We start from the raw sequence: 22,541 nt of genomic DNA on the forward strand, positions 1-22,541 counted from the left end.
GTTTAAACGGCTGCGCGCATATTCAGCTCATTTAAAGCAGCGGCTAAAACATCAAAAACTTTTTTGTCTATGCACTGTGCTGCATTAAAACGGATAAACTGCGCAGCATTTTTGGATTGGCTGAAAGAATTTCCCGGCGCCAGAATAATGCCTTTATCCAAACACAGCTGCGACAGCTTGGCTGCATCCATATGCACGGGCAATTGACACCATAAAAAAATTCCTGCTTTCGGCAAAATGACGGGGTAAATACCCAATACGGCCAGTTTTTTCACTGTCTCAGACATGGTTTTTTGCAGCTGTTTTTTCAGCCATTCAATATGGCGCAAATAACTGCTGTCAATCAGCGCCTGGTAAATAATCTCTGCATTTAAGTGGCTGGTATTAAAGTGTGTCGCAATATTCAGATCGATTAATTGATCAATCATCTCTTCTTTAGCAATAATGTAACCGCATCGGATAGCCGCCGACAGTGTTTTTGTAAAGCTGCCGATTTGAATCACCTGTTTCAATCCCAGCAATGTCAGATAGCGCGGTGCGGGAACATATTCAAAGTCGCTAAAGATCTCATCTTCGATAATGTACAGCCCATTTTTTTCCACAATTTTGGCAATTTCAAAGGCAGTTTGCATCGAAAGTACAGCGCCTGTCGGATTATGAATACCTGAATTCGTCAGATACAGTTTGGGCTGATAGTGCATTGCCTGCTTAAATGCCTCGATCTCTGGGCCATTTTTACCAAATGGCACTGCAATGCAATTGAGCCCGTGCGCCTGAATTAATGCCCTAAAATTAAAATAGCACGGGTCATCAATAATGACTGTATCACCTGCTCTTAATAAATGCCGGAAAATCAAGTCAATAGATTGCGTAGCAGAATCACTGACTAAAATTTGCTTTAAAGTCAGCGTGATATCGCAGGCTTCCCGCTTTCGCGCAATATAGCGCCTTAACTCAACATGCCCATGCGGAATAGAATAATCCAGCAGCAAACTGCTGTCTGCTTTTGCGGCCATCTTCAATGCTTTTCGCAATGCCTGTTCCGGCATCCACTCTTTCGGCAGCCAGCCGCAGCCTGGCTTTAACATATGCGCTGGAGCATCTAAAGACTGGCGGGAAATCCACAGCGGATCGACTTCACGGCGATATTCAATTGTATGCTCTGACAATAAGGCCGATGCAGTTGAGGGCGGGCAAATAAAATAGCCGGCGCCAATTCTGGATTCTAAAATTCCAGCACTGACCAAACGCGCATAAGCTTCTACAACAGTCGAGACTGAACAGCCATGCTGCTGTGCATATTGGCGCACAGAGGGTATGCGCGCCCCTGCAGTGAGTTGACGCTGTAAAATTTGCGCTTTGATCTGCTGCATCACTCCTTCAATTTTTGTCATTTCTTATTTTCCTGTTTAGCTAACCTTTTCTATTTTAGAAGGGAAAAAGCTGCACAGCTCAATGAGCCGTTTGCGGTGAGGCAGAAGATTTCATATCACTGCATGAACTATGATTCAGCTTATAAAAACCGTCTTTAAAAAGCAAATTGTGTGGGTATTTCCATCATAACAGTTCTTTTAAATTGTATTGCACTGTATCTGTTTAACTCGCCAGCCTTGGCTTAAATTTCTGAACATCATTTGCGGCAATACATGAGCAGGAATACTAAAAATGAAAGCACTTCACCAAGGCTGGCTGTACGGATTAATCGGCATAGTGATTTTTGCAGGCTCTATGCCTGCTACACGGATCGCGGTGCAAGGTTTCAGCCCGGAATTTCTGACTGGCGCACGTGCCTGCATCGCTGCTGTTTTGGCTTTAATCCTGCTGATTGCCTTACAGCAGCCAAAGCCATCCCCGCAGCAAATCAAATCTTTATGCATTACATCCGCAGGTGTTGTTATCGGCTTTCCACTATTTACGGCACTGGCTTTGCAAACAGCTACGGCTGCGCATTCATTGATTTTCATTGCCTTGCTGCCACTAGCCACAGCTTTTTTTGCGGTGCTTCGCGCAAAGGAAACACCTAAACGTGCATTTTGGATCTACACCTGCATGGGCAGCAGTTTAGTCATCTTTTTCATGCTGAATCAATCAGGATTGCATCTCAGGGCTGCTGGCGATGGCTATATGGCTGCTGCTGTTTTGCTGTGCGGATTAGGCTATGCAGAAGGCGGTGTACTGTCGCGTGAATTAGGCGGCTGGCAAGTGATCTGCTGGGCTTTAGTGATTGCATTGCCGGCCATGCTGCTGATCAGCTGGATTTATTTTCCGCAAGATTTTTCTGCAGTACCGTCATCAGCCTACTTAGGATTGGCTTATGTATCACTGTTCAGCATGCTGATTGGATTCTTTTTTTGGTACAAAGGCTTAGCGCTTGGCGGTATTGCAAAGGTCGGACAAATACAGTTGATACAGCCATTTATTGGCCTGATTCTTTGCGCCCTAATACTCAATGAACATGTCACACCGCTGATGATTGCTGTTTCTTTGGCAGTTGCTGTTTGTGTTGTAATGGCTAGGAAATATGCTTAAGCCTAAGCTGGACTTTCTCAAAGCTTCATCTAATATCAATCAAACAGCGGGCAAATAACCAATGGCCTGAATGACCAGTTCATTCAGGCCTGTTTGCAACAGATAACAGCAGAGAACTGCTATGTTAACAGCTCAAAACTAGAATAAAAAAGGCCCCATCATGAATTTGCAAGACTGGAAGCACATCCAAAAAATTGCGGCAGCCGCACAGCAGTCCTCTATGCACTGCTCTATTGCAACGGTCGATCAAAATTTACAGCCAACCATTACACCCATCGGCACCCTATTTCTGCATGAAGCTACTTTTTCAGGCTTCTTTTTTGATACCTATTTGAAGCGCTGCAAGAAAATTTACCTCAGAATCCTAAGGGCTGCATACAATTTATTAACAGCAGCAAGCTGTTTTGGCTTCGCGCATTAGTACAAGGCCAATTTCAGGATTTTCCCGGTGTCCGGCTTTATGCTGAGATTGGAGATTTGAGGCCCGCAACTGCTGCTGAAATGGCTCTGGTCAATCAGCGAATTAAAGCATTAAGCTGGACCAAAGGCAGTCAGCTGATTTGGAACGACTTTAAGCTGGTTCGTGATTTTAATGTGCATGATTATAAATGGGTCAAATATCCCCATATGATGCCGGATCATTGAACGGCACCACTAAAATAACTTAAAGTAAGCCTATTTCTGAAAATAAAGAATAATAGGCTTCCGCTTTTTTTTCTAACGCCAGCGGATAAGCACGCGAGGAAGACGGCATTCGGTACAGTGTCAATTCCCGGCCTGCAAAAGTGTTTTTGACCGAATAGCCGATTTGCGGTTTTTCTGCGGCTGCTGGCATCGACAGCATCAGCGTATCGGTTGCTTTATCGCCTGTGGTCATTATGCTGCGGCAGGCAGGCATCTGTTCCAGCAGCATGGCAATATCAGTAGGCTGGTAAATCTGCAAAAATTTGTCTGAGGCATTGCCTTTTAGACGAATGACCTGATACGCCGTATCAAAAATGCCAATGCCCTTTTCATTGAGAAAATCCCGGATGCGCTGTTCTTTGAATGTTTTCGCATCGAGATTTAAGAAATAATTTTTGTCTTGAAAAAAGCATAAGCCAAAGATTTTCCACATATCGTTTTGGTAATTTGGATAATAAAAATCCATTTTCCAGCGCGCCTTTGGCGGTGGGAAACTGCCGAGCATCAAAAGCTTGCCATTTTCAGGCAAAAATGGCTTTAGGGGGTGGGTTTCCATTTCAGACATCATTTATAATCAATAGGTTAGGTTGAGTTTGCAAGGGCGGTTTTGATTGTGCACCATAGAGTTATCTTCCTAGATCTTAGCATAATATCTGATTTTACAGCGATATCACCTACTCTGCTAAGTGTGTTCTTGATTAACACCTGCAAAACTTTGATCAAAAATATAGAAAGTACTGACCATTATGACGAAAGAGAATCATGAAAATACGATGCGATTTTCTCAATATCTATAGAATTATGAGCATTCCAAATTTGCGCAATGAGCTTCCATGTAATCCTTTTCTCTACGGATCAGCTGGCGTACTGTAGTGTGTAATTTCATTTAGCTATAGTTTTTAGAGCTATATCAGCCATGAAAATAGCCCCTCTCAGAAGATTATTAGGGTTATTTTGGCAATCCAGCGCAGTGCAGTTTTTGGATTTTTCCAATCAAGAAAGTGTAACTGCTTTTTAATTTTTGTTAAAAATAAATAAAGAAAAGACTTCTGAATTGATATAGAATTCCTTTAATTTTTAGCACAACATTTGCTAAATTTTTATTATTTTTAAATACATACTTTAAACTAATTTAAAATTCGAGTAGTCCAATAATGCAATTATTAACTTCAAAATTTTCAAAACTAAGTTTTATTTCTCTCATAGGCTTAACTATCTCTGCATGTGGTGGAGATGGCACAGGTGACAGCTACAATAATAGTACCGCTAAAACGTCAATTAAATTTCCAATGCATACTTACGAATTAATAGGTGAAAGAAATGATTCCATAGGAATGGAATTATATAAAATATTTAGTGAATCGCTCATATTACACGATAATGATGCTTCAATAACTACTAGAACTGAAATTGATTTTGCTCAAAACTACGCTACGGCAGAAAATCCTTTTACAGAATATGATTTCACTCTTACTAAAGATAAATTATACGAATCTAATGGTTATAGCCTGCCTCTATATTTAGAAAAAAATGGGCAAGGTTCTGTAGTAATTTCGCATGACCAGCACAAAGGTGGCCTAACGCAAACCATTACATTTAAGACGCTGAGTCTGTCTAAAAAGAAAATGAACTCATCGGAAGTCATAAACTCTATTTTTGCTTCTGAAAATCTCAATTCAGAACCAACTGAATTTTTAAAGCTTAGACTTGCCTTTTTCAAATCTGCTCAAACTTTTCCTGAGGGAGCTGAATGTTACCAGTTTTTAAGCACCCAACTTTCGCACTCTACTATTGAATTTGATAAAACCAACTTAGTCAATAAAACATATTCAGCTTGGGTAAAAGAGAAAAAAACTCAAGGTTTAAATGTTATTACAGAACAGTGGGCAAATAAGAATGTTGCATATGTAAAAAAAGCTGATGGCGAGGTTTCAGATGATTCCCAAATGGTCGTAGCGGAATTAAATGGAAAATTATATTTTGGCGACTACACCTCTGACGAAAAAGTAGATTTAAGCAAATATATTGATCCTTCACTTAAATCCGGTTTATGTTCAGCTTTTGATCAAAAAGCTGCTTACGGGCTACATTTAGCCTTTAGAGATTTACCAACGAATCCTTGGTAATAACATATAAAAAGGCGGGTTTTCCCGCCTTTTTATATTCTCCAAAATTTGCAGCTTTCAATTTTGATCGCTGAAATCAATCACCTCATACCCCACACCCATTGATCAATCATCCCATTCAACATCCAAAGCTTTTTTAGGCTTTAATGCGATTTTTTGCTTTGTCATAAACTATGCTGTAAGTTCTCTTTCCAGCGGTAAAAGGTCGATTTACTTTAAGATTTTTTCAGCCGCTTCACAACCGCTGAGGTATGCGCCATGCACTGTACCCGCATATTTCAAGCTGCAATGTTCACCTGCAAAGAAAATAAGCTTTCTAATTGGCTGATGTAATATCTTAATAAGATCATCAGTGTGATTTAGTGAGGGAAAACTAAAAGAACCACAGCTATAAGGGTCCGCTCCCCAACGTGTAACTATTATTTTTTTGGGTTTATTCGGAATTCCATGAAATTGTTTTTGTAAGCTGCTAAAGACAAAATCAGATACTTCTTTATCTGTTGAATTGTCTATAAACTTTGATTTATCTCCTCCAAATAGCATTAAATAAGTTGGTTTTTGATAAATTTTAGATAAATCTAAAATGTTAAAGCAATCGGTGTCATTCCAATAAAAATCACTAATATTCTCCACTGAACCTTCCAACCGAGATGGAAGCGGTTGCTCTAATTCAAAAAATACTTTATTGAAAGATCCAAACCCGATTTCTTGAATAGAGTGAATATAATCACGAGATAATGGCGGGTGAAACTCTATGTGATTTTTTTTCAGAATACCAAGTGGCACGGTAACCACTACGCGCGAACCTATGTAAACATTATCATTGGAATCGATAAGCTTGACACACTCATCCTCATAATTAATTGTTTTAACATCTATATTTAATTTAAATTCTATATTTTTTGAAATACTTTCAACAACCTGACAGTACCCCTTGGGAAATACAACCTCATTTCCTTGAAAGTATCCCTCATAATTTTGATAATTTGAAGAAAGCAGATCTAGATTTGCAGCAAATGGGTCATTTGCTATTCGTTCAAAGAAGCTTAATAATAATTTTTTAAGATAGTTTTCTGAAAATGTATTACCTGAATAATTTAAAGAAAAAATTATTTCTTTAATGGCTTCAAGAGCAGATTTTTTTTGTGTTTGAGAAAGTGAGTTTTCTATTTTATCTATATAGAACTCAAATTCTTGCGCTTCTTTTTCTGAAAATGATTTTCCATTTTTATGAAAATACTGTGAATTATCATAATTAAAAATAGTCGTTCCTATATTATTTTCTTGGGTAATAGCCCATATAGGATTATCATCAATTCCATGAATCCATGATGCACCCAAATCAAAGATATCCGAATCAATTTTTTTAGAGTTTATGCGCCCGCCAATACTGGATTTAGCTTCTAATACGATAACTTTTTTACCATTTTCTTGCAGTTTTTTAGCACATGCTATTCCAGCTATCCCTGCGCCAATAATAAGAATTGGTAAATTAATATCACTATTATTTTGCATAAATTACCTATGATTACTCATTAAAGTTAAGATAATACACCTTATATCAAACACTTTAATTTATTCTTTCCTAATCATTATCTTACTTTTAGCCGTTCCAGCGCGGTCAGTGCACTAGAACGGCTTTTTTGTGATTATTCACGTTCTGCACCAGTTCATTGACTAAATAATACATTTAAGAAGTCTGGACTTTAGCCTATTCTAACTGCTGAAGTATTGATCACGCGGCGCTGCCTTATCTGCGGCCTCCAATCCTAACTAATAGAAATAGTTAAAAATGGCGGTTTTTGAAGCCATTTTAGAAGAAAATAACCGGAGTATTCACTATTATTAAAGAAACTCAATTTATCAAAAGATAGCTAAAATCTTAGTTAAAACCTGGATGAGTTCTAAACTTATAAAACCTGACGGATTTTATCCGCAACCTCTTTTGCCCAAATTTGGTAAATCTCTTTACTTGGATGAAAGCCATCTTCAGCCATTTCCAAGTTCAGCGCCTGATACTTTTGCAAATCATATTCAATCCATTGCATATGCTCATGCGCTTGTATAAATTTTTCTAATTCAGCATTCATTTGCTTGGCATACTGTCCAAACAGCCAGCCTAAAGGATTTGGCAGCGCAGGAAACATATGCATTGGGGGAACGCCTGCGGCAATAATAAGCTTAGGGGCGAACTTCTGCTGAATTAAATTGTACAGCTCATGCTGTTTTTTGATCCATTGCCGAGCCGACATGAGTTTAGTGACATCATTGACACCGACAGAGGTCAGCACCGCGTCATAATGACGGCTTTCTAAGGTATTTACGTTTTTAATGATTTGATGGCTATTGTCTCCTGACTTGGCATGCAGTTTCCAATCCAGCGCATAATCCATTTTTAATTCATTAATCACGGCGCCAAGCAAAGCATCTTCCTGAGACGCTACGCCAACACCCGCTGCGGCAGAATCACCAACAATTAAAATAGACAGCGGTTTTCCTGCGCCAGTTTGGCCAATACGTGCACCTTCAGGTTCGGGCAAACGCGGCGTATTTTTTTTAACGCGGCTTCCTTGAATGACCAAAGCTGGAATTAAGGCAATTGTTGCTGCTTTTAAAAACATGAAGGGATTACACAAAAGGTGGATGCGGAAAGTTTAAAGGATTCAATATCTATCTGCATTAAATGCAAGCAAAATATCTAAGAGAAATTACATCTTTACTTGGACGAATTATTGATTTGATCAAGGCACTGTGATTGAAAGGCAGATAAGTACGCCATATTATTGCAGAGGATGATCATGCACTGTGAAGTAAATACTGCATGCATTATCCATACTTATCTGATAAACAGAGTGTATTGAATATCAAATCAAGCAGGCTAGATTGCATGATCAATAAAATCACCCTCACTTTCGTGATGGCTATCATAAGTAGCGAATCAGCATTTGCCCTGACAGACTCAGAACAAAAGCAGGTGGATCATCTGGTTATGCTGTTTAAGCAGAACCATCCGCAAAAGATTGCGCTTAGCATTCAATATCCATTGCAGCGGGAAGCTCCAATTCCTGCTATTCAAAATGCCGCAGATATGGAAAAACGTTTTAATCAAGTCTTTGATGCTCAGCTGAAGCAGGACATTGCCTACTCTCAGCTCAGTCAGTGGAGTTCTATGGGCTGGCGCGGCCTGATGCTGGATAATGGTAAAGTTTGGCTGGACGGCGGAAAAATTACAGCGGTCAATTACAGCAGCAAGGCTGAACAGCAATATAAACAAGATTTAATTGCACAGCAGAAACAGCAGCTGCATCCATCATTGCAGAAGTTCAAAGCGCCCGTTTTCAGTTTTAACACCCAAAGTTTTATGGTGCGCATTGATGAGCTGAACAATGGCCAATACCGCTACGCTGCTTGGAAGGCCAATCAAAAGCAAGCTACAAAGCCGTCCTTAATTTTAAATCAAGGTTCAGTAACATTTGACGGCAGCGGCGGCAACCATTATTACACCTTTAAAAGCGGTTCAAATATCTATACGGTTGAACGCATTGTGATAGGTGAAAACACAGCACCTGAAGTGATATTGCGGGTAAAACAGCGGAATAAAACCATTCTGAATCAAACTGGAAAGCTCATAAATTAAAGCCATTAAACCAGAGGATATTTGAATAATAATGAAGCAGAATTTTTTAAATACGGACGGTTTCAATATCTGCTCATTTAAAATCAAACAGGTTCATGTACCTTCACGCCTTCCCAGCCAATCATGGCCGTTTTACGCGGAGCTCCCCATTTGTAACCGCCCATAATGCCTGTTGAACGGATAACGCGGTGGCATGGAATTAAAAACGCAACAGGATTGCGGCCTATAGCTGTACCTACTGCCCTGTTCGCTTGCGGACTTTCAATATCCTGCGCAATATCGCCATAGGTCTTGAGCTGACCCATCGGTATTTTCAGCAGGCTTTGCCAGATTTTCAGCTGAAATGGCGTGCCTTTTAAATGCAGTTTAATGCTTGGCAGTGATTCTGCATCAGCAAATATACGCAAAGCGCTTTGTTGAAAGGCATCGGTTTGCTCTGTGAATTGTGCCTGCGGAAAAGCATCAAGCAGCTTCCGGCAGGCCAATGCCCGGTCATCTTCAAAAGCCATATGGCAAATCCCTTTGTGCGTGGATGCTATAATCACTTCACCAAAAGGTGTGTCTGCAAAACTGTATGAAATTGCCAAGTTTTTGCCCTGCTTCTTAAATTCAGCAGGCGTCATGCCTTCAATCTGAATAAAAAGATCGTGCAAGCGGCTTGGGCTGGAAAATCCAGTTTCATAGACGGCATCCGACATTGAAAAGTCAGTGTTATTCGCCAAAATCTTTTTAGCATATTCCGCACTGATATATTGCAGAAACTTTTTTGGGCTGACGCCTACCCAGTCTTTAAACTGTTTTTGAAAATGCAGCGGGCTGAGGTGAACCGACGCAGCGATTTCCTCTAAACTTGGCTGCTGTTTAAAGTTCTGATGAATATATGCAATTGCATCTGCAATTCGGTCATATTGGTTTTGTTTGCACATTTCAGCATTTGTCATCGTTGCGGTCTCCATTGTTCCTCTCAGTATAAAAACATGCATCCGCAGAAAAAATCCGAAACTTGTGTTTTATATCTGTCATGTGAAAAAAAAAGCTCCATAAGGAGCTTTTTTTTAAAGATGGCACTAGCCGAGTTTCATTACTAATTTTAAAGGCAATACCTTCATTACTGTGCCTAGCGGCAGCCAAGGCCATTTTGGCACATACGCTTTAACCGGCTCTTTTTCAATTTCAGCGGCCAACAGGCGTGAACCAGTTTTTTCATCCACCTCAAAAGGCAGTTTTTTTGCGCCTTCATTAATTTCTGTGCGGATATACCCTGGAAAAATTGTCGAGACTTTAATTGGCGTATTGATCAATTCTGCACGAATGCCTTCCGCCAAATGTGCAACACCGGCTTTGCTTGCGCCGTAAGCAGTCAAGTGTTTTGGCATGCCGCGCACTGCGCTCATGGATGAAACCACCACCAAATGCCCTGCATTTTGCTCACGGAAAATTTCAACCGCAGCTTCACACTGTGCCAAAGCAGAAATAAAGTTGGTTTCTACTGTCGCGCGGTTAATATCAAAATTGCCTTTACCAATGCGGCGGCCGTCACCGACACCGGCATTTACAATCACACGGTCAATCGTGCCGAACTCTGCTTTAAAAGCGCGGAAAACTTCAAAGACCTGATCATAATGGGTCACGTCTAAAGTTTTAGCGATTACTTTTACGCCGTATTGACTTTCCAGTTCCTGCTTTAAGATTTCCAACCGTTCCAAACGGCGGGCGCAAATTGCAAGGTTATAGCCTTTTTGCGCAAATTCACGGGCCATGCCAGCGCCAATACCTGAGCTTGCGCCTGTAATTAAAAGTGTTTTCGCCATGATTTTTTCCTTAATTTTTTATCAAATCCATGTCAATAAATTTGGATTGGCAGCTTTAATAAAATGATGCTCATTCAAACTTAACAATTGCGGCTCATTGCCCACTAAGCGCAGTGTAGTGATGCTGGTATTCGCAATTGCCCAATTCAGCGCAAAAGTTTTTTCAGGGCTAAGGCCTAAAATTTTGCCAACAGCCACCGAAATGACACCGCCGGAAGTAAACACTACAGCATAGCGCGGCCTAGTCTGCGCCAGTTTATCGCACAAATTTTGCAAAGCGGTTTCTACACGGCTTTTAAAATGCGGCCAGGATTCATCATATTCATGGTGGTACTCGCCGCCGGTCCAGCGTTCAATAGCGCCTTCAAAAATTTTGGCTAAATACGCACGCGGATTGGCTTCTTTAGAAACATCTTCTTTCAGCAAATGCGGTTCATTAAAGCGCGGTTCATACTGCGCAAAAACCTGCTGATGATTAAACTCGTTCCAAGCGCTGTCCGTTACAATTTCACTTTCTGGAAAGCATTTTTCCAGCGCGAGGCTGGCGGTTTGCTGATGGCGCTGCATAGATCCTGCAACAGCATAAGGCGCTTCTTTCAAAATCTGATCAAAATACTGACCCAGCACTTTTGCCTGAAGCTCGCCATTCGGCGAAAGCTTGTCATAGCTTTCGGCACCAAATGAAGCCTGACCGTGACGAACTAAATAAATCGTGGTCATTTCCCTAAAATATCCTTCATTTTTTCAATGTATTTATGCGCAATTTCATTGGCTTCAATTTTTTGCAGGCCAATCAATTTTAACGCACGGATGTGCAAGGCATGAATGACAATCCAGAAATCCTTAAAGGCCGGATTATTGGTTTGCTTATGGTAAAACCGGTAGTAAATCTGCTGTGCAATGACAGCTAAGCGGAAAATGCCGAACACTTCATAAAAGGTCCAGTTGTCTGTGTGCAAACCGGTTTTTTCCAAATAGTATTCTACAACTTCTTTGCGGGTGAACATGCCTTTTAAATTGGTTGGCTGGCGGCGGGTGGCCTTGAAAATGGCATTGTCTTTATCTTCTACCCAATAGGCTAAAGCCGAGCCCAAATCCATTAGCGGGTCACCCAATGTCGCCATTTCCCAATCCAGCACACCGATCACCTGTGTCGGGTTTTCCGGGTCTAAAATGACATTATCAAAACGCCAATCGTTATGAATTATGCAGGTATTGGTATCTTCAGGAATATTTTCTTTTAACCAATTGCGCACATATTTGAATGACGGCACATTTAAAGTCTTGGCTTTTTCATAGCGGGCATCCCATCCCTCAACCTGACGGCGGCAGTAACCTTCACCTTTGCCTAATTTCTCAAGCGCTGTCCCCTTATAGGGCACCTGATGCAATTCAATCAATTTATCAATAACATTGATACACAGCTCGCGGACTTGCGCTTCATTAAAGTTCAGTTCTTTGGGTAAGTTTGCACGCGGGATAATGCCTTCCACACGTTCCATCACATAGAAGTCGCAGCCAATAACCGATTCGTCCTGACACAACGCCACCATTTCAGGCAAAACCGGGTAAAACGGTTTCAAATTTTTCTGAACGTTGTACTCACGCGCCATATCATGTGCAGACTTTGCTTTTGTGCCTTTCGGCGGCCGGCGTAAAATCAGGTCTGCGTTTTCATACTTGAGCCGGTAGGTCCAATTCGATGCGCCGCCAGAATATTGAGTCACTTCAACTGGCCCAGCAATATCTGCACCATTTTCAATGAGCCAGTTGCTCACTGCGCGGATATCTAATTCTTCACCCTCTCGAACTGATCCGCCTACATCAATGACTGACATTCTTTTATTTCCCTAAAACCTGAATTTCTATGATTTGAATTGCGGACTTCAACTGTGCACTGTTGATCTATGCGCAATTCATTTGTTCATTGTAAAAAATATAGTGTTAAAAAAGCATACAGCTTGTTATAGCATGACTGCGCATGATGAGCCATGCTATTCCTTAAATAGGCAATCGCTATTTCTTGCGGCGTGAACTGTAGCCGCGTTTGGCAAGTTCAAGTTTAGCAATCATGCCTTTATGCACTTCATCCGGCCCATCAGCCAAACGCAGTGAACGCGCCTGCGCAAAGAAACCGGTTAATGGCGTATCACGGGAAACGCCAGCACCGCCGTGAATTTGAATCGCCATATCCACGACTTTTTCCAACACGCTTGGCGCAACCACTTTAATGGCAGAGATTTCTGTCAACGCTGCCATATTTCCCAAAGTATCCATTTTATAGGCAGCGTACAGCGTTAAAAGACGCGCTTGGTCAATAGCGACACGCGCTTCGGCAACCCGTTCCAAATTACCGCCTAATTTCAAAATTTCTTTACCAAATGCAGTGCGGCTCATGCCCCGGTCAATCATCAATTCCAGTGACTTTTCCGCTGCGCCAATACAGCGCATGCAATGATGAATACGGCCTGGGCCCAAGCGGCCTTGCGCAATTTCAAAACCTTGGCCTGCACCGCCAATAAAGTTTGCCGCTGGCACACGGACATTGTTAAAACTGATTTCGCCGTGACCATGCGGCGCATCGTAATCGCCAAATACCGGCAGCATGCGTTCAATTTTCACACCTGCAGTATCGACAGGAACCAGCACCATAGAATGCTGATGATGACGGTCTTTGGTTTCATCTGGCGTATGCGCCATAAAGATGATGATTTTGGCGTTAGGATCGCCTAAACCTGAAGACCACCATTTACGGCCATTCAAAACAATTTCATCACCGTCGACAACCGCCGTTGCTTCCATATTGGTTGCATCTGAAGAAGCCACAGCAGGTTCTGTCATGCAGAATACAGAACGGATTTTTCCGTCCAAAAGCGGTTTCAGCCACTGCTCTTTTTGAGCTTCTGTGCCGTAGCGCCAAATTACTTCCATATTGCCGCTGTCCGGCGCATTGCAGTTAAACACTGTAGGCGCAATCAAGCTGCGTCCAGAAAGTTCAGCAATATGCGCATATTCTTGAACAGATAAGCCTTGCCCCAGTTCAGGGCACGGCAAAAACATATTCCAAAGGCCGGCAGCTTTGGCTTTGGCTTTTAATACTTCAAGCTCTGCGGGCCATTGCCACTTGGTCCAGTCACCGCCTTGATTCAGTCCATGAACTTTATGCCAGAAATCTGTTTCAACAGGTTCAATTTCATTTTTAATGAACGCCTTGGTTCTTTCAATATAATCCTGTGCGCGTGCTGATAACTCAAACATGGCATGATCCTTTTAAATATTGTGTAATTCGCTATTTACAACACCATAACCTGAAAACTATTATGAATAAAATGATTTAATTTTATAATTCAATATGAATACAATTCATAGCAAGAACCAAATGGATCTGGGTGTTTTTCACCGTATCGACATCAATTTATACCCGCTGTTCATTGCTGTTTATGAACAGAAAAGCATTTCTAAAGCAGCTCAGATCCTCTGCATTACGCAATCTGCAGCCAGCCATGCGCTGCAGCGCCTGCGGCAGCATTTACAGGATGATCTGTTTGTCCGTGCAGGCAGCAAAATGCTTCCAACGCCTTTTTCTGAACAGATTTACTGGTCGATTAAAGATGCCTTGTGCGCCATTCAAAACGTCTCGATGCAAAATCAGAGCTTTGATCCCAGCATGGTGCAAAGCCTAAAAATTGCCCTGCATGATGAAATTGAACCGCTGATTTTTCCGAAACTTGTTGAACATTTTCAGCAAAGCCAATTCAATATTCAACTGTCCAGCATCAAATTGGACCGTAAAAATATTGCAGCCGATCTGGCCTCCCAGCAAATTGATTTTGTCATTGATTTAGAACAAAACTTTGGTGAAAAAATTCAATTTCAAAAACTGCAGCAAGATTATTTTGTTATTTGTTCTCAGCGGTCAGAAATGAATGAAGCCCTCTACCTTTCTTCCAAGCATATTGGCGTTTCATCACGGCGTACAGGCGTATTGGTCGAAGATATTTTTCTTCACCGCAAACAGCTGTCGCGGCAAGTTATTTTGCGCTGCCAGCATTATTCAACCGCTTTGCAAATTTTAGTTCAGCAGCCCAGTGCTGTTTTGACCATCCCCAAGAATCTTTTAGCGAATTTACAAGTTGCCGATTGCTTAAATATTTTTGAAGTTCCCGTTGAACTTCCTAAAATTACGATGGGTATTTATTGGCATAATGATATTGAGAAAAATGAGCGTCATCATTTTTTGCGAAGCGAAATTATAAAAATTTTTGCTTAGGCTATTTTAATTGCATGATTGAGGGTTGCTTAGGCTATTTGATTCCTGTCAGTTTTAAAATCGGCTTCCAGAATAAAATTCAACCAAAACATTGATTAATATTTAATTTTAAATCGTTAGCTGTTTATTTAGCCCATCAATGCATCAAGTTTCCTTTACAATAATGTTTCTTAACAGCTCCAACTTTTGCTGAATTTATTTGATACGGATCAATAAATTCAGCAGCTTTTTTTATGCTCGAAAATTTATCACCCGGCTGGCTTATTGGCCTAGGCATCGCACTGTGCCTCATCGCTCTATTTCTATTTCATAAACTTTACGTTTTCCTGACTGAGCTTTTCCGTCCATTCAAAAAAGGCAAATCTTACTGGTGCCGCGTCATCGCAGTCAGTGATGGCGATACCCTGACCTGCACCTGGCTGAATGTCCGCAGATCGCAAACGAAACTGCGTTTTGCCTATGTGGATGCCCCTGAATCAACACAAAGTTATGGCAAAGAATCACAGCGTGTCGTTAAAACTCTGGTGTATAAAAAACTGGTGCGGGTGAAAATTACCGATATTGACCGTTATGGACGATGTGTCGGCATGATTTACCGTTATCGGCGCAATGTAAATGAAGAAATGGTCAAACGCGGCGCTGCATGGGTCTATGAAGAATATATTCGCGATAAAAAACAGCTGCAGCACATGAAGTCCTTGCAGGATACAGCCAAAAAGCAAAAGAAAGGCCTGTGGAAAGATAGCCGTCCAATGCGCCCTAAAGAATATCGGAAATTGAATAAGTAAAAGCTGCAAAGCCTTGCAGCCCGCCTGCCATGCATTTCGTACTATTTTTATCAGGACGCTGACCCCGCCTGATTAATTTAGCCCGTCATGTTTACAGCATTTTTATCATTTCGGCTGCATCAGCTTCAGTACGCTTGCATTGTTGTTCTACTGAAACAGCTGCATCGATTTTTTAATATTTAATGTATTTTTAGTACTGCAATCCCCTATTTTTCTCTTGAATATTATTTTTAATCGGCGTACAGTTTCAATAAATTAGTTACCCTAGTTAACTACAATGAATTCAAGATTAGGCTTCCGCGCTTCCCTCATGCGCTGCGCGCGCATGTTCAGCGATGAAGTGAATACCATATTACTCCCTTACCAGCTTAATTATTCCCTGTGGCAAGTCATGTTTGTCATTCAGGAAAAGCAAGGCTGCACGTCCATAGAAATCGCTGAATACTTGAATGTATCTAAGCCTTCTATTGCAAAACGCACACAGATACTGGCTCAGCTAAACATTGTATCTCAGGTGCAAACTGAAGATAGACGCCAGAAAAAGCTGATTCTCAGCCCTTCTGGACAAAAGATGTATTTGCAATGTGCAGCAGAAATAGATCAATTTGAACAGCAGCTGATTCAGCATTTAGATCAGCAGAAAATTTTACGCAGCGTGCAGGTTCTTCACCAAATCAGCAATGCGCTTGAGGCCTCTAAAGCGGGTACAAACCATGAATGATCAAGCCCCGCTGTGGACAAGAAATTTTGTTCTGGTCAGTTCGATTAACTTCCAATTGGTATTAATCTTTTATCTTTTGGTTGTGGTTATTGTCGGTTATGCCGTTGCTGAATTAGGCGCAACAACGGCTCAGGCAGGCCTTATTTCCGGCTTATTTATTGTCGGCACATTGGTCGGCCGTCTGCTGGTTGGCCAATTTCTAGAGCATTTTGGCCGAAAAACAACCTTAGTTGCAGGCCTGATCGGCTTCTTAATTTTTTCTTTCATGTACTTCATTCATTTTGACGTAGGCATGTTGCTGCTTGTACGGTTTATGCATGGCTTTATGATGGGTATCGCGTCTTCTGTCTTAGGCACCATCATTGCACAAATTTTACCGCCGGCGCGGCGCGGTGAAGGTATTGGCTATTACAGCATGAGCAGCACGCTGGGAACGGCTATTGGTCCATTTCTTGCGATCTGGATGATGCTGCACATTGGCTATAAGGCAATCTTCATTGTGTCCAGTATTATTGCTGTCAGCTGCCTGATCGTTGCCTTATTGATTCAAATACCGAATTTGCCGCAAACTGAAGCAGCGCCAATAAAAGAAAATGCTGTTCAACTGGCAAAAACCAGCTTAATGTCTCGCTTTATAGAACCCAAAGCGTTGCCTATTTCAATTATTATGCTGCTGGCTTCCATCTGTTATTCAGGTGTATTGTCGTTCATTAACTTTTATGCCAAAGAAGTTGACTTGGTTGAAACGGCCTCTTTTTTCTTCCTGACCTATGCAATTGCAATCTTGATTTCCCGCCCAATTACTGGCCCGCTCATGGACCGCAAAGGCGCAAATATCATTATGTATCCTGCATTCGTGCTTATGGGCATCGCTCTGATTTTACTCAGCACAGCGAACAGCGCTTGGGGGCTTTTACTTTGCGCAGCGTTACTGGGTTTTGGCTATGGCAATATTCAATCGGTTTGCCAAACCATTGCTGTTAAAAGCACCAGTATCGAGCGTATGGGCTTTGCGACTTCAACGTTCTTTATCTTCTTAGATGCTGGCCTAGGCTTTGGCCCCTACTTTATTGGCAAATCTTTAGATTATATTGGCTATTCAGAACTGTATCTGTACAGCGCTCTTGCCGCCTTTGCTTGTATTGCGGTGTATTTCCTGCTACATGGGCGTCATGTGAAACCAAGCGTTTAAGCTGTCTTAGCGTCTTTTCACCGAATACCGCCGGCTAAAACGCCAGCGGTATTCTAACGGAGTGAACCCAGTTTTTTTATGAAATAATCGGCGGAACGAATACATCACGCGCACCAATATTCAAATTGAAAGCGCTGATGATGATCCTGTTTTTTAGTATTACTTAAATACTTTAAAACGCGCAGCATCATCCATATAAGTTTTGGCTTTGGCTTCACCTTCTACAGAGCCAAAGACCAGCTGAGCACGTAATTTCCAGTTTGCCGGAATATCCCATTCTGCATGTGCTTCAGCATCTACAATTGGATTGTAATGCTGCAGCGAAGCGCCTAAACCCTCTGTATGCAGGGCTGTCCATACTGCAAATTGAGCAATTGCCGTTGAATGTTCTGCCCAAACAGGGAAGTTTTCTGCATATGATGGAAACTGTTCCTGCAAGCCTTTCACCACATCCATATCTTCAAAGAACAATACGGTGCCTACGCCGGCAGCAAAACTTGCCATTTTCGCAGTGGTTTTTGCAGCGCCTTCTTCATCTTTGGCATAAGATTTTAATTTCTCTGCAACCAAGCCCCAGAACTTTTCGCTTTCACCATTAAATAAAATGACCGCACGGGATGACTGAGAGTTAAATGAAGAAGGACTTTGCTTAATTGCAGTTTGAATCAAATCAGTTAAATGTTCCGGCGTGTGCGCTGCATTTTTGCCAATGGCATAAATTGTACGGCGCTGTGTAATTTGATCTAAAAACTGATTTGACATAAATATTTCCTGTGCATTGCCATTCATAATGTAAGCTGCTCTTTATACTGCACATCTGATTAAACATTGAGATTGCACAGCAAGGCCGCTGATAAACACTTAACCTTATGCAATATCAATTCCAGATTCCAGCTGAAAAAGAAGGATTCTTAACCATTTGATAAATTTTTAAAGCATATTTTCCACTAAGCTTATGCAATATCAGTATAACCGATATGAAAAATCCCCCATGTATTGGGGGATTTGATCAGGATATTTTTTCAATCCAATGCTTCACAGAAAAAGCGGAATGATCCCAAGTGCTGCATTGGATATTCGAACTGAAGTTCAATCGATTAGAACGTTGCCTGCAGCACTTTCGCAGACACTTTGCCTTTCCACAGATCACGCAGTATCGGCAAATAGAATTTCTCGCCAAGTTCTACCAATTCTGCATCAATCAAGCCATGCACTTCGTGCATAAATAAATAATCTAAATCAACACTAGACAGCATCGAATGCGCTTTAGAAAAATCTTTACGCTTTTGCTGTGCCTGCTTCACTAAATTGTCAGCATATTTTCGGTCTTTGTACTGCGCAATCGCATTTAAACGCAATTCAATGACGCCCCATCCGCTGAGCAGCAATTTGAAAACTTCAAAATCCTTGGTGGTCGATTCCCAAGTCATTTCTTCCAAGTTTTCATTCTCTGGCAGCACAGGAAGCATGAGCTCCATAACGCTTGGGAAAATCTTCTTAAAATTTAAAACAAATTTAACAGGATGCTCACCCGGATAATCCTTAAATTGAACTTTCTTTTGAACATCTGTCAAATAAATATCGAACATTAAAAAACCTTATATAAAATACTGTTTTGTATCGTTTTATTATTTATCTCGCATAATAAATGCAAACTAAAAACAAAATCGAAACAGTGGGAGAAATGTATTCTAACAATTTTGACAGTTTATTCAAAGCCACTTGAAATATAAAAAATTATGTGAATATAAACCCTAACCAGCTTAGCCTTTCAACATCAATTCCGCCCACAAAATTTTTATCTCACCTCTGTATATTTTGCTTTTCGGTTTTAAACAACGCTGACTGGCGCTAAATTAAAGCGCATGTAGTTCATTCAGCACCATCTTTAATGTCCGAATCGCTGAAGCGCGAAAAATAGGATCAGTACCATCAGAAGAACAATGGGTATCCGTCCAAGCAATTGCGGCAAGGCATTGAATGCCTACATAGTATAAAAATTTTCTTTTAGGCACTGTCTGCTTATATGTAGATTCCCAGCCCGCTAAAACGGCATTTCTCAAATCTAGTTCAGAAAAATCCATGTTTACCCAAACGATTTTCGCTAAATCATAGATAGGGTCTCCTATGCGGGCTGCTTCAAAGTCGATAACCCCTGAAATTCGATTATCCTTGCCCACAAGAATGTTGCGCCCGATATAGTCACAGTGCAGCAAAGTAAGCTGTGCTGGCTCAAACAGAGCTGTATCATATTGGCGCAATTTATCCAGCTGGCAACTAAATTCTTGATAATCAGATGATAATGGATTAATACGAGTGACCCATTTTGAGATCATTAAATCTAACTGTTTATTCCACAATACGGAATGTGTTGATAGGCCATCTCGATCTTTCCAAAATTTCATATTCAATAAATCAGTTTGCGGGATTTTATGATGAAGACCGCCAAGAGTTAAACCTATGTCATAAAATAAAGCATTTTTTTGCGCCTGCGTGCAATTTTGCAATGCTTGATCAGCTTGCATGCCTTCAATAGCAGTCATGCTAATCACAGACAAGCCTTTCCATTCAAATTGATCCAATACATTTGGGGTTCGCGGAAAATCTGTGAGGGCTTCTAATATTTCAAAGTAACGGTCATTAGCAGTCTTGTTTTCAGTTATCTTGATAAAGACTTCTCCTTGAGGAGAATATCCTTGATATACAGAAGATCCATTTCTTTGTGTAACTAGCTTTAATTCTGTTGTCTGAATCCTATTCTTTAAATCAGATAAATCTTTCATACTTCCCAATGAGTTCAATACTGTTAATAAAAATCATTCTAAAGCAATACAACTTCCTATATTTATGAATATATTATTTTTATATTTCAGATATCAGCCGTTATGCAAAAATCAAATTCAAATCGTTGTAAAATTCCTCCAGCTTCAACAAATACTAAAAAACCGGCTTATTTCTAAGCCGGTTTTATGAGCAATTTGATCTTTATTACCCAATAACAGAATACGCAGAAAAGTACGTTGATAAAGACTGGAGGTAACGTCTTTTCTTCAATATGAAGATCGAACATCCATTAAAGCCAATATATCAAATCAAAAGATATTCACATTGGACTTCATCCAATATTATCTGCACCATTTTATTTCGCATTTGCTGAAACCATTTGTTCTGGGCGGACCACTTCATCAAATTGCTGCTCAGTCACCAGTCCAAGCTCTATCGCAACTTGTTTTAACGTCTTGCCTTCTTTATAGGCCGTTTTTGCCACTTTGGCTGCATTTTCATAGCCAATTACAGGGTTTAGCGCAGTCACCAGCATTAAAGAATCATGCAGGAAATGATCAATTTTTTCACGGTTCGGCTCAATGCCTATGGCGCAATGATCATTAAAGCTGTTGCATGCATCACCTAACAGCTGAATAGACTGCAGCAGGTTAAAGGCAATTACAGGCATAAATACGTTTAATTCAAAATTGCCCGATGCGCCTGCAAAATTGATGGTTGTATCATTGCCCATCACTTGCGCAACCACCATTGTCATCGCTTCACTCTGCGTTGGATTGACCTTGCCCGGCATAATGCTCGAACCTGGTTCATTTTCAGGAATGCGCAGTTCGCCAAAACCGCAGCGCGGTCCGCTAGCCAGCCAACGAATATCATTGGCGATTTTATTTAAGCTGGCCGCCAATGTTTTTAGCGCTCCAGAAGCAAACACAGCAGCATCCCGGCCCGCCAAAGCTTCAAATTTATTTGGCGCAGTCACAAATGGCAGACCTGTCAAATTGCCAAGCTGCTCTGCAGCTTTTACTGCATAATCAGGATGCGCATTTAAACCTGTACCGACAGCCGTACCGCCGAGCGGCAATTCATAAAGGCCTGACAAGGCTTGGTGCAATCGCTTTAAGCCATGATCTAACTGAGAAACATAGCCGCTGAATTCTTGCCCTAAGGTTAAAGGCGTTGCATCTTGCAAATGGGTACGGCCAATTTTGACAATATCTGAAAACGCTTTGGATTTTGCATCTAAAGTATTGCGCAGCTGATCTACTGCCGGAATCAGTAATTCATTGATTTGCAGGCTGGCCGCCACATGAATAGCTGTTGGAAATGAATCATTAGTCGATTGCGCACGGTTTACATGGTCATTGGGATGTACGGGCTTTTGCGAACCGAGCGGGTTGCCCAGCTTTTGGTTGGCAATATTGGCAATCACTTCATTGCAGTTCATATTGCTTTGCGTACCTGAACCCGTTTGCCAAACCACGAGTGGAAACTGTGAATCCCATTGCCCTGAAATCACTTCTTCAGCAGCGCTCACAATATATTGCGATAATTCTTGAGAAATCTGATTTAATTCTGCGTTGGTCATCGCCGCCGCTTTTTTTACCAGCCCCATTGCGCGGATCATAGGGCGCGGCAGCCGTTCACCGCCAATTTTAAAATTTTGCAGACTGCGCTGTGTTTGTGCGCCCCACATTGCTTCGCTTGGCACTTCCACTTCACCCATTGTGTCGTGTTCAATACGTGTTTGCATGTTGCAACCTCATTTCCTTGTTTAAGACCTGGCTCTGGCAAAAACAGCTTGCTTTGGCTATTTCCTGCAGTTTATGCAAGTTTGAAATAATTGTAAATGATAATTATTTTCAATAAATACTGTGAATTCAGATGATGCTTATTCATCTTTTGAATCAGCTGTACTTCTATTTTTATGCTTTTTCTAAGGATTTATCCAGCCATAGCACTATTTATATTTTGTAAAAACCGGCCGCTTCAGAGTCATGTT

Annotated in this window: 20 protein-coding genes and 1 pseudogene; 8 read left to right on the forward strand and 13 right to left on the reverse strand. The window is 41.2% G+C overall.

What is annotated here, in order from left to right; all coding sequences use genetic code 11:
* Positions 1-2: 2 nt before the first annotated feature.
* A complete protein-coding gene (locus JZ784_RS15820; protein WP_346315534.1) occupies positions 3-1,394 on the reverse strand; it encodes a PLP-dependent aminotransferase family protein in 1,392 nt (463 codons plus the stop codon).
* A 271-nt stretch (positions 1,395-1,665) separates the two neighbouring features.
* Here JZ784_RS15820 and JZ784_RS15825 point away from each other — a divergent pair, with 271 nt between their 5' ends.
* Positions 1,666-2,529, forward strand: a complete 864-nt coding sequence (locus JZ784_RS15825) for a DMT family transporter (protein ID WP_346315535.1) — start codon at positions 1,666-1,668, stop codon at positions 2,527-2,529.
* Positions 2,530-2,686: 157 nt separating this feature from the next.
* Positions 2,687-3,174, forward strand: a pseudogene (locus tag JZ784_RS15830) (pyridoxamine 5'-phosphate oxidase family protein).
* Between the two features lie 19 nt (positions 3,175-3,193).
* Here JZ784_RS15830 and JZ784_RS15835 read toward each other — a convergent pair.
* Positions 3,194-3,778: a uracil-DNA glycosylase family protein gene (locus JZ784_RS15835; protein WP_346315610.1), complete on the reverse strand. Its 585-nt coding sequence runs from the start codon at positions 3,776-3,778 to the stop codon at positions 3,194-3,196.
* 589 nt (positions 3,779-4,367) lie between these two features.
* On the opposite strand from JZ784_RS15835, the gene JZ784_RS15840 reads away from it, so the two are divergent.
* Positions 4,368-5,339 carry a hypothetical protein gene (locus JZ784_RS15840; protein WP_346315536.1) on the forward strand — a complete coding sequence of 324 codons (972 nt, stop codon included), beginning with the start codon at positions 4,368-4,370 and terminating at the stop codon, positions 5,337-5,339.
* A 210-nt stretch (positions 5,340-5,549) separates the two neighbouring features.
* Here the strand turns inward: JZ784_RS15840 and JZ784_RS15845 are convergent, their stop codons facing one another.
* Positions 5,550-6,854, reverse strand: a complete 1,305-nt coding sequence (locus JZ784_RS15845; protein WP_346315537.1) for an NAD(P)/FAD-dependent oxidoreductase — start codon at positions 6,852-6,854, stop codon at positions 5,550-5,552.
* Positions 6,855-7,249: 395 nt separating this feature from the next.
* Positions 7,250-7,960, reverse strand: coding sequence for an SGNH/GDSL hydrolase family protein (locus JZ784_RS15850; protein ID WP_346315538.1), 711 nt, complete (start codon positions 7,958-7,960; stop codon positions 7,250-7,252).
* Between the two features lie 296 nt (positions 7,961-8,256).
* Here JZ784_RS15850 and JZ784_RS15855 point away from each other — a divergent pair, with 296 nt between their 5' ends.
* A complete protein-coding gene (locus JZ784_RS15855; protein WP_346315539.1) occupies positions 8,257-8,976 on the forward strand; it encodes a hypothetical protein in 720 nt (239 codons plus the stop codon).
* A gap of 83 nt (positions 8,977-9,059) precedes the next feature.
* On the opposite strand, the gene JZ784_RS15860 is transcribed toward JZ784_RS15855, so the two are convergent.
* From JZ784_RS15860 to JZ784_RS15880, 5 genes are all read right to left on the reverse strand, one after another.
* Positions 9,060-9,902 carry a methylated-DNA--[protein]-cysteine S-methyltransferase gene (locus JZ784_RS15860; protein ID WP_346315611.1) on the reverse strand — a complete coding sequence of 281 codons (843 nt, stop codon included), beginning with the start codon at positions 9,900-9,902 and terminating at the stop codon, positions 9,060-9,062.
* A gap of 141 nt (positions 9,903-10,043) precedes the next feature.
* Positions 10,044-10,787, reverse strand: a complete 744-nt coding sequence (locus tag JZ784_RS15865) for an SDR family oxidoreductase (protein WP_346315540.1) — start codon at positions 10,785-10,787, stop codon at positions 10,044-10,046.
* A gap of 21 nt (positions 10,788-10,808) precedes the next feature.
* Entirely contained in the window at positions 10,809-11,507 is a 699-nt protein-coding gene (locus JZ784_RS15870; protein WP_346315541.1) for a histidine phosphatase family protein, read from the reverse strand.
* Entirely contained in the window at positions 11,504-12,625 is a 1,122-nt protein-coding gene (locus JZ784_RS15875) for a phosphotransferase family protein (RefSeq protein WP_346315542.1), read from the reverse strand. The genes JZ784_RS15870 and JZ784_RS15875 overlap by 4 nt, the downstream gene beginning before the upstream one ends.
* Before the next feature lie 178 nt (positions 12,626-12,803).
* Positions 12,804-14,045 (reverse strand): acyl-CoA dehydrogenase family protein, encoded by a 1,242-nt coding sequence (locus tag JZ784_RS15880; RefSeq protein ID WP_346315543.1) that lies wholly within the window; start codon positions 14,043-14,045, stop codon positions 12,804-12,806.
* A 94-nt stretch (positions 14,046-14,139) separates the two neighbouring features.
* Between JZ784_RS15880 and JZ784_RS15885 the strand changes: the two genes are divergently transcribed.
* From JZ784_RS15885 to JZ784_RS15900, 4 genes are all read left to right on the forward strand, one after another.
* Positions 14,140-15,057, forward strand: coding sequence for a LysR family transcriptional regulator (locus JZ784_RS15885; RefSeq protein ID WP_346315544.1), 918 nt, complete (start codon positions 14,140-14,142; stop codon positions 15,055-15,057).
* Positions 15,058-15,290: 233 nt separating this feature from the next.
* Positions 15,291-15,845, forward strand: a complete 555-nt coding sequence (locus JZ784_RS15890) for a thermonuclease family protein (RefSeq protein WP_346315545.1) — start codon at positions 15,291-15,293, stop codon at positions 15,843-15,845.
* Positions 15,846-16,122: 277 nt separating this feature from the next.
* Positions 16,123-16,566, forward strand: a complete 444-nt coding sequence (locus tag JZ784_RS15895; protein WP_346315546.1) for a MarR family transcriptional regulator — start codon at positions 16,123-16,125, stop codon at positions 16,564-16,566.
* Complete coding sequence (locus JZ784_RS15900) at positions 16,559-17,758, forward strand: MFS transporter (protein WP_346315547.1); 1,200 nt, start codon at positions 16,559-16,561, stop codon at positions 17,756-17,758. The genes JZ784_RS15895 and JZ784_RS15900 overlap by 8 nt, the downstream gene beginning before the upstream one ends.
* Before the next feature lie 159 nt (positions 17,759-17,917).
* Here JZ784_RS15900 and JZ784_RS15905 read toward each other — a convergent pair whose 3' ends face one another.
* The 4 genes from JZ784_RS15905 to fumC form a co-directional block, all read right to left on the reverse strand.
* On the reverse strand, positions 17,918-18,520 hold the full coding sequence (locus tag JZ784_RS15905) for a nitroreductase family protein (RefSeq protein WP_346315548.1): 603 nt from the start codon (positions 18,518-18,520) through the stop codon (positions 17,918-17,920).
* A gap of 335 nt (positions 18,521-18,855) precedes the next feature.
* A complete protein-coding gene (locus JZ784_RS15910) occupies positions 18,856-19,347 on the reverse strand; it encodes a hypothetical protein (RefSeq protein ID WP_346315549.1) in 492 nt (163 codons plus the stop codon).
* Positions 19,348-19,614: 267 nt separating this feature from the next.
* Positions 19,615-20,541 (reverse strand): aminoglycoside phosphotransferase family protein, encoded by a 927-nt coding sequence (locus tag JZ784_RS15915; RefSeq protein ID WP_346315550.1) that lies wholly within the window; start codon positions 20,539-20,541, stop codon positions 19,615-19,617.
* Positions 20,542-20,897: 356 nt separating this feature from the next.
* Positions 20,898-22,292 carry a class II fumarate hydratase gene (gene fumC, locus JZ784_RS15920; RefSeq protein WP_346315551.1) on the reverse strand — a complete coding sequence of 465 codons (1,395 nt, stop codon included), beginning with the start codon at positions 22,290-22,292 and terminating at the stop codon, positions 20,898-20,900.
* Positions 22,293-22,541: the final 249 nt, after the last annotated feature.

Origin of the sequence: Acinetobacter sp. CWB-B33 (genome assembly GCF_039655955.1) — a bacterium.
Classification (GTDB): Bacteria; Pseudomonadota; Gammaproteobacteria; order Pseudomonadales; family Moraxellaceae; genus Acinetobacter; species Acinetobacter bouvetii.

What these genes read in the sequence shown, in the direction of transcription:
- JZ784_RS15860 (WP_346315611.1), bottom strand. Translation starts at nt 9,902, where the DNA reads ATGTGCAAACAAAACCAATATGACCGAATTGCAGATGCAATTGCATAT.
- JZ784_RS15835 (WP_346315610.1), bottom strand. Translation starts at nt 3,778, where the DNA reads ATGTCTGAAATGGAAACCCACCCCCTAAAGCCATTTTTGCCTGAAAAT.
- JZ784_RS15825 (WP_346315535.1), top strand. Translation starts at nt 1,666, where the DNA reads ATGAAAGCACTTCACCAAGGCTGGCTGTACGGATTAATCGGCATAGTG.
- JZ784_RS15865 (WP_346315540.1), bottom strand. Translation starts at nt 10,787, where the DNA reads ATGGCGAAAACACTTTTAATTACAGGCGCAAGCTCAGGTATTGGCGCT.
- JZ784_RS15885 (WP_346315544.1), top strand. Translation starts at nt 14,140, where the DNA reads ATGAATACAATTCATAGCAAGAACCAAATGGATCTGGGTGTTTTTCAC.
- JZ784_RS15845 (WP_346315537.1), bottom strand. Translation starts at nt 6,854, where the DNA reads ATGCAAAATAATAGTGATATTAATTTACCAATTCTTATTATTGGCGCA.
- JZ784_RS15850 (WP_346315538.1), bottom strand. Translation starts at nt 7,960, where the DNA reads ATGTTTTTAAAAGCAGCAACAATTGCCTTAATTCCAGCTTTGGTCATT.
- JZ784_RS15870 (WP_346315541.1), bottom strand. Translation starts at nt 11,507, where the DNA reads ATGACCACGATTTATTTAGTTCGTCACGGTCAGGCTTCATTTGGTGCC.
- JZ784_RS15840 (WP_346315536.1), top strand. Translation starts at nt 4,368, where the DNA reads ATGCAATTATTAACTTCAAAATTTTCAAAACTAAGTTTTATTTCTCTC.
- JZ784_RS15915 (WP_346315550.1), bottom strand. Translation starts at nt 20,541, where the DNA reads ATGAAAGATTTATCTGATTTAAAGAATAGGATTCAGACAACAGAATTA.
- JZ784_RS15905 (WP_346315548.1), bottom strand. Translation starts at nt 18,520, where the DNA reads ATGTCAAATCAGTTTTTAGATCAAATTACACAGCGCCGTACAATTTAT.
- JZ784_RS15900 (WP_346315547.1), top strand. Translation starts at nt 16,559, where the DNA reads ATGAATGATCAAGCCCCGCTGTGGACAAGAAATTTTGTTCTGGTCAGT.
- JZ784_RS15910 (WP_346315549.1), bottom strand. Translation starts at nt 19,347, where the DNA reads ATGTTCGATATTTATTTGACAGATGTTCAAAAGAAAGTTCAATTTAAG.
- JZ784_RS15895 (WP_346315546.1), top strand. Translation starts at nt 16,123, where the DNA reads ATGAATTCAAGATTAGGCTTCCGCGCTTCCCTCATGCGCTGCGCGCGC.
- JZ784_RS15880 (WP_346315543.1), bottom strand. Translation starts at nt 14,045, where the DNA reads ATGTTTGAGTTATCAGCACGCGCACAGGATTATATTGAAAGAACCAAG.
- fumC (WP_346315551.1), bottom strand. Translation starts at nt 22,292, where the DNA reads ATGCAAACACGTATTGAACACGACACAATGGGTGAAGTGGAAGTGCCA.
- JZ784_RS15820 (WP_346315534.1), bottom strand. Translation starts at nt 1,394, where the DNA reads ATGACAAAAATTGAAGGAGTGATGCAGCAGATCAAAGCGCAAATTTTA.
- JZ784_RS15890 (WP_346315545.1), top strand. Translation starts at nt 15,291, where the DNA reads ATGCTCGAAAATTTATCACCCGGCTGGCTTATTGGCCTAGGCATCGCA.
- JZ784_RS15855 (WP_346315539.1), top strand. Translation starts at nt 8,257, where the DNA reads ATGGCTATCATAAGTAGCGAATCAGCATTTGCCCTGACAGACTCAGAA.
- JZ784_RS15875 (WP_346315542.1), bottom strand. Translation starts at nt 12,625, where the DNA reads ATGTCAGTCATTGATGTAGGCGGATCAGTTCGAGAGGGTGAAGAATTA.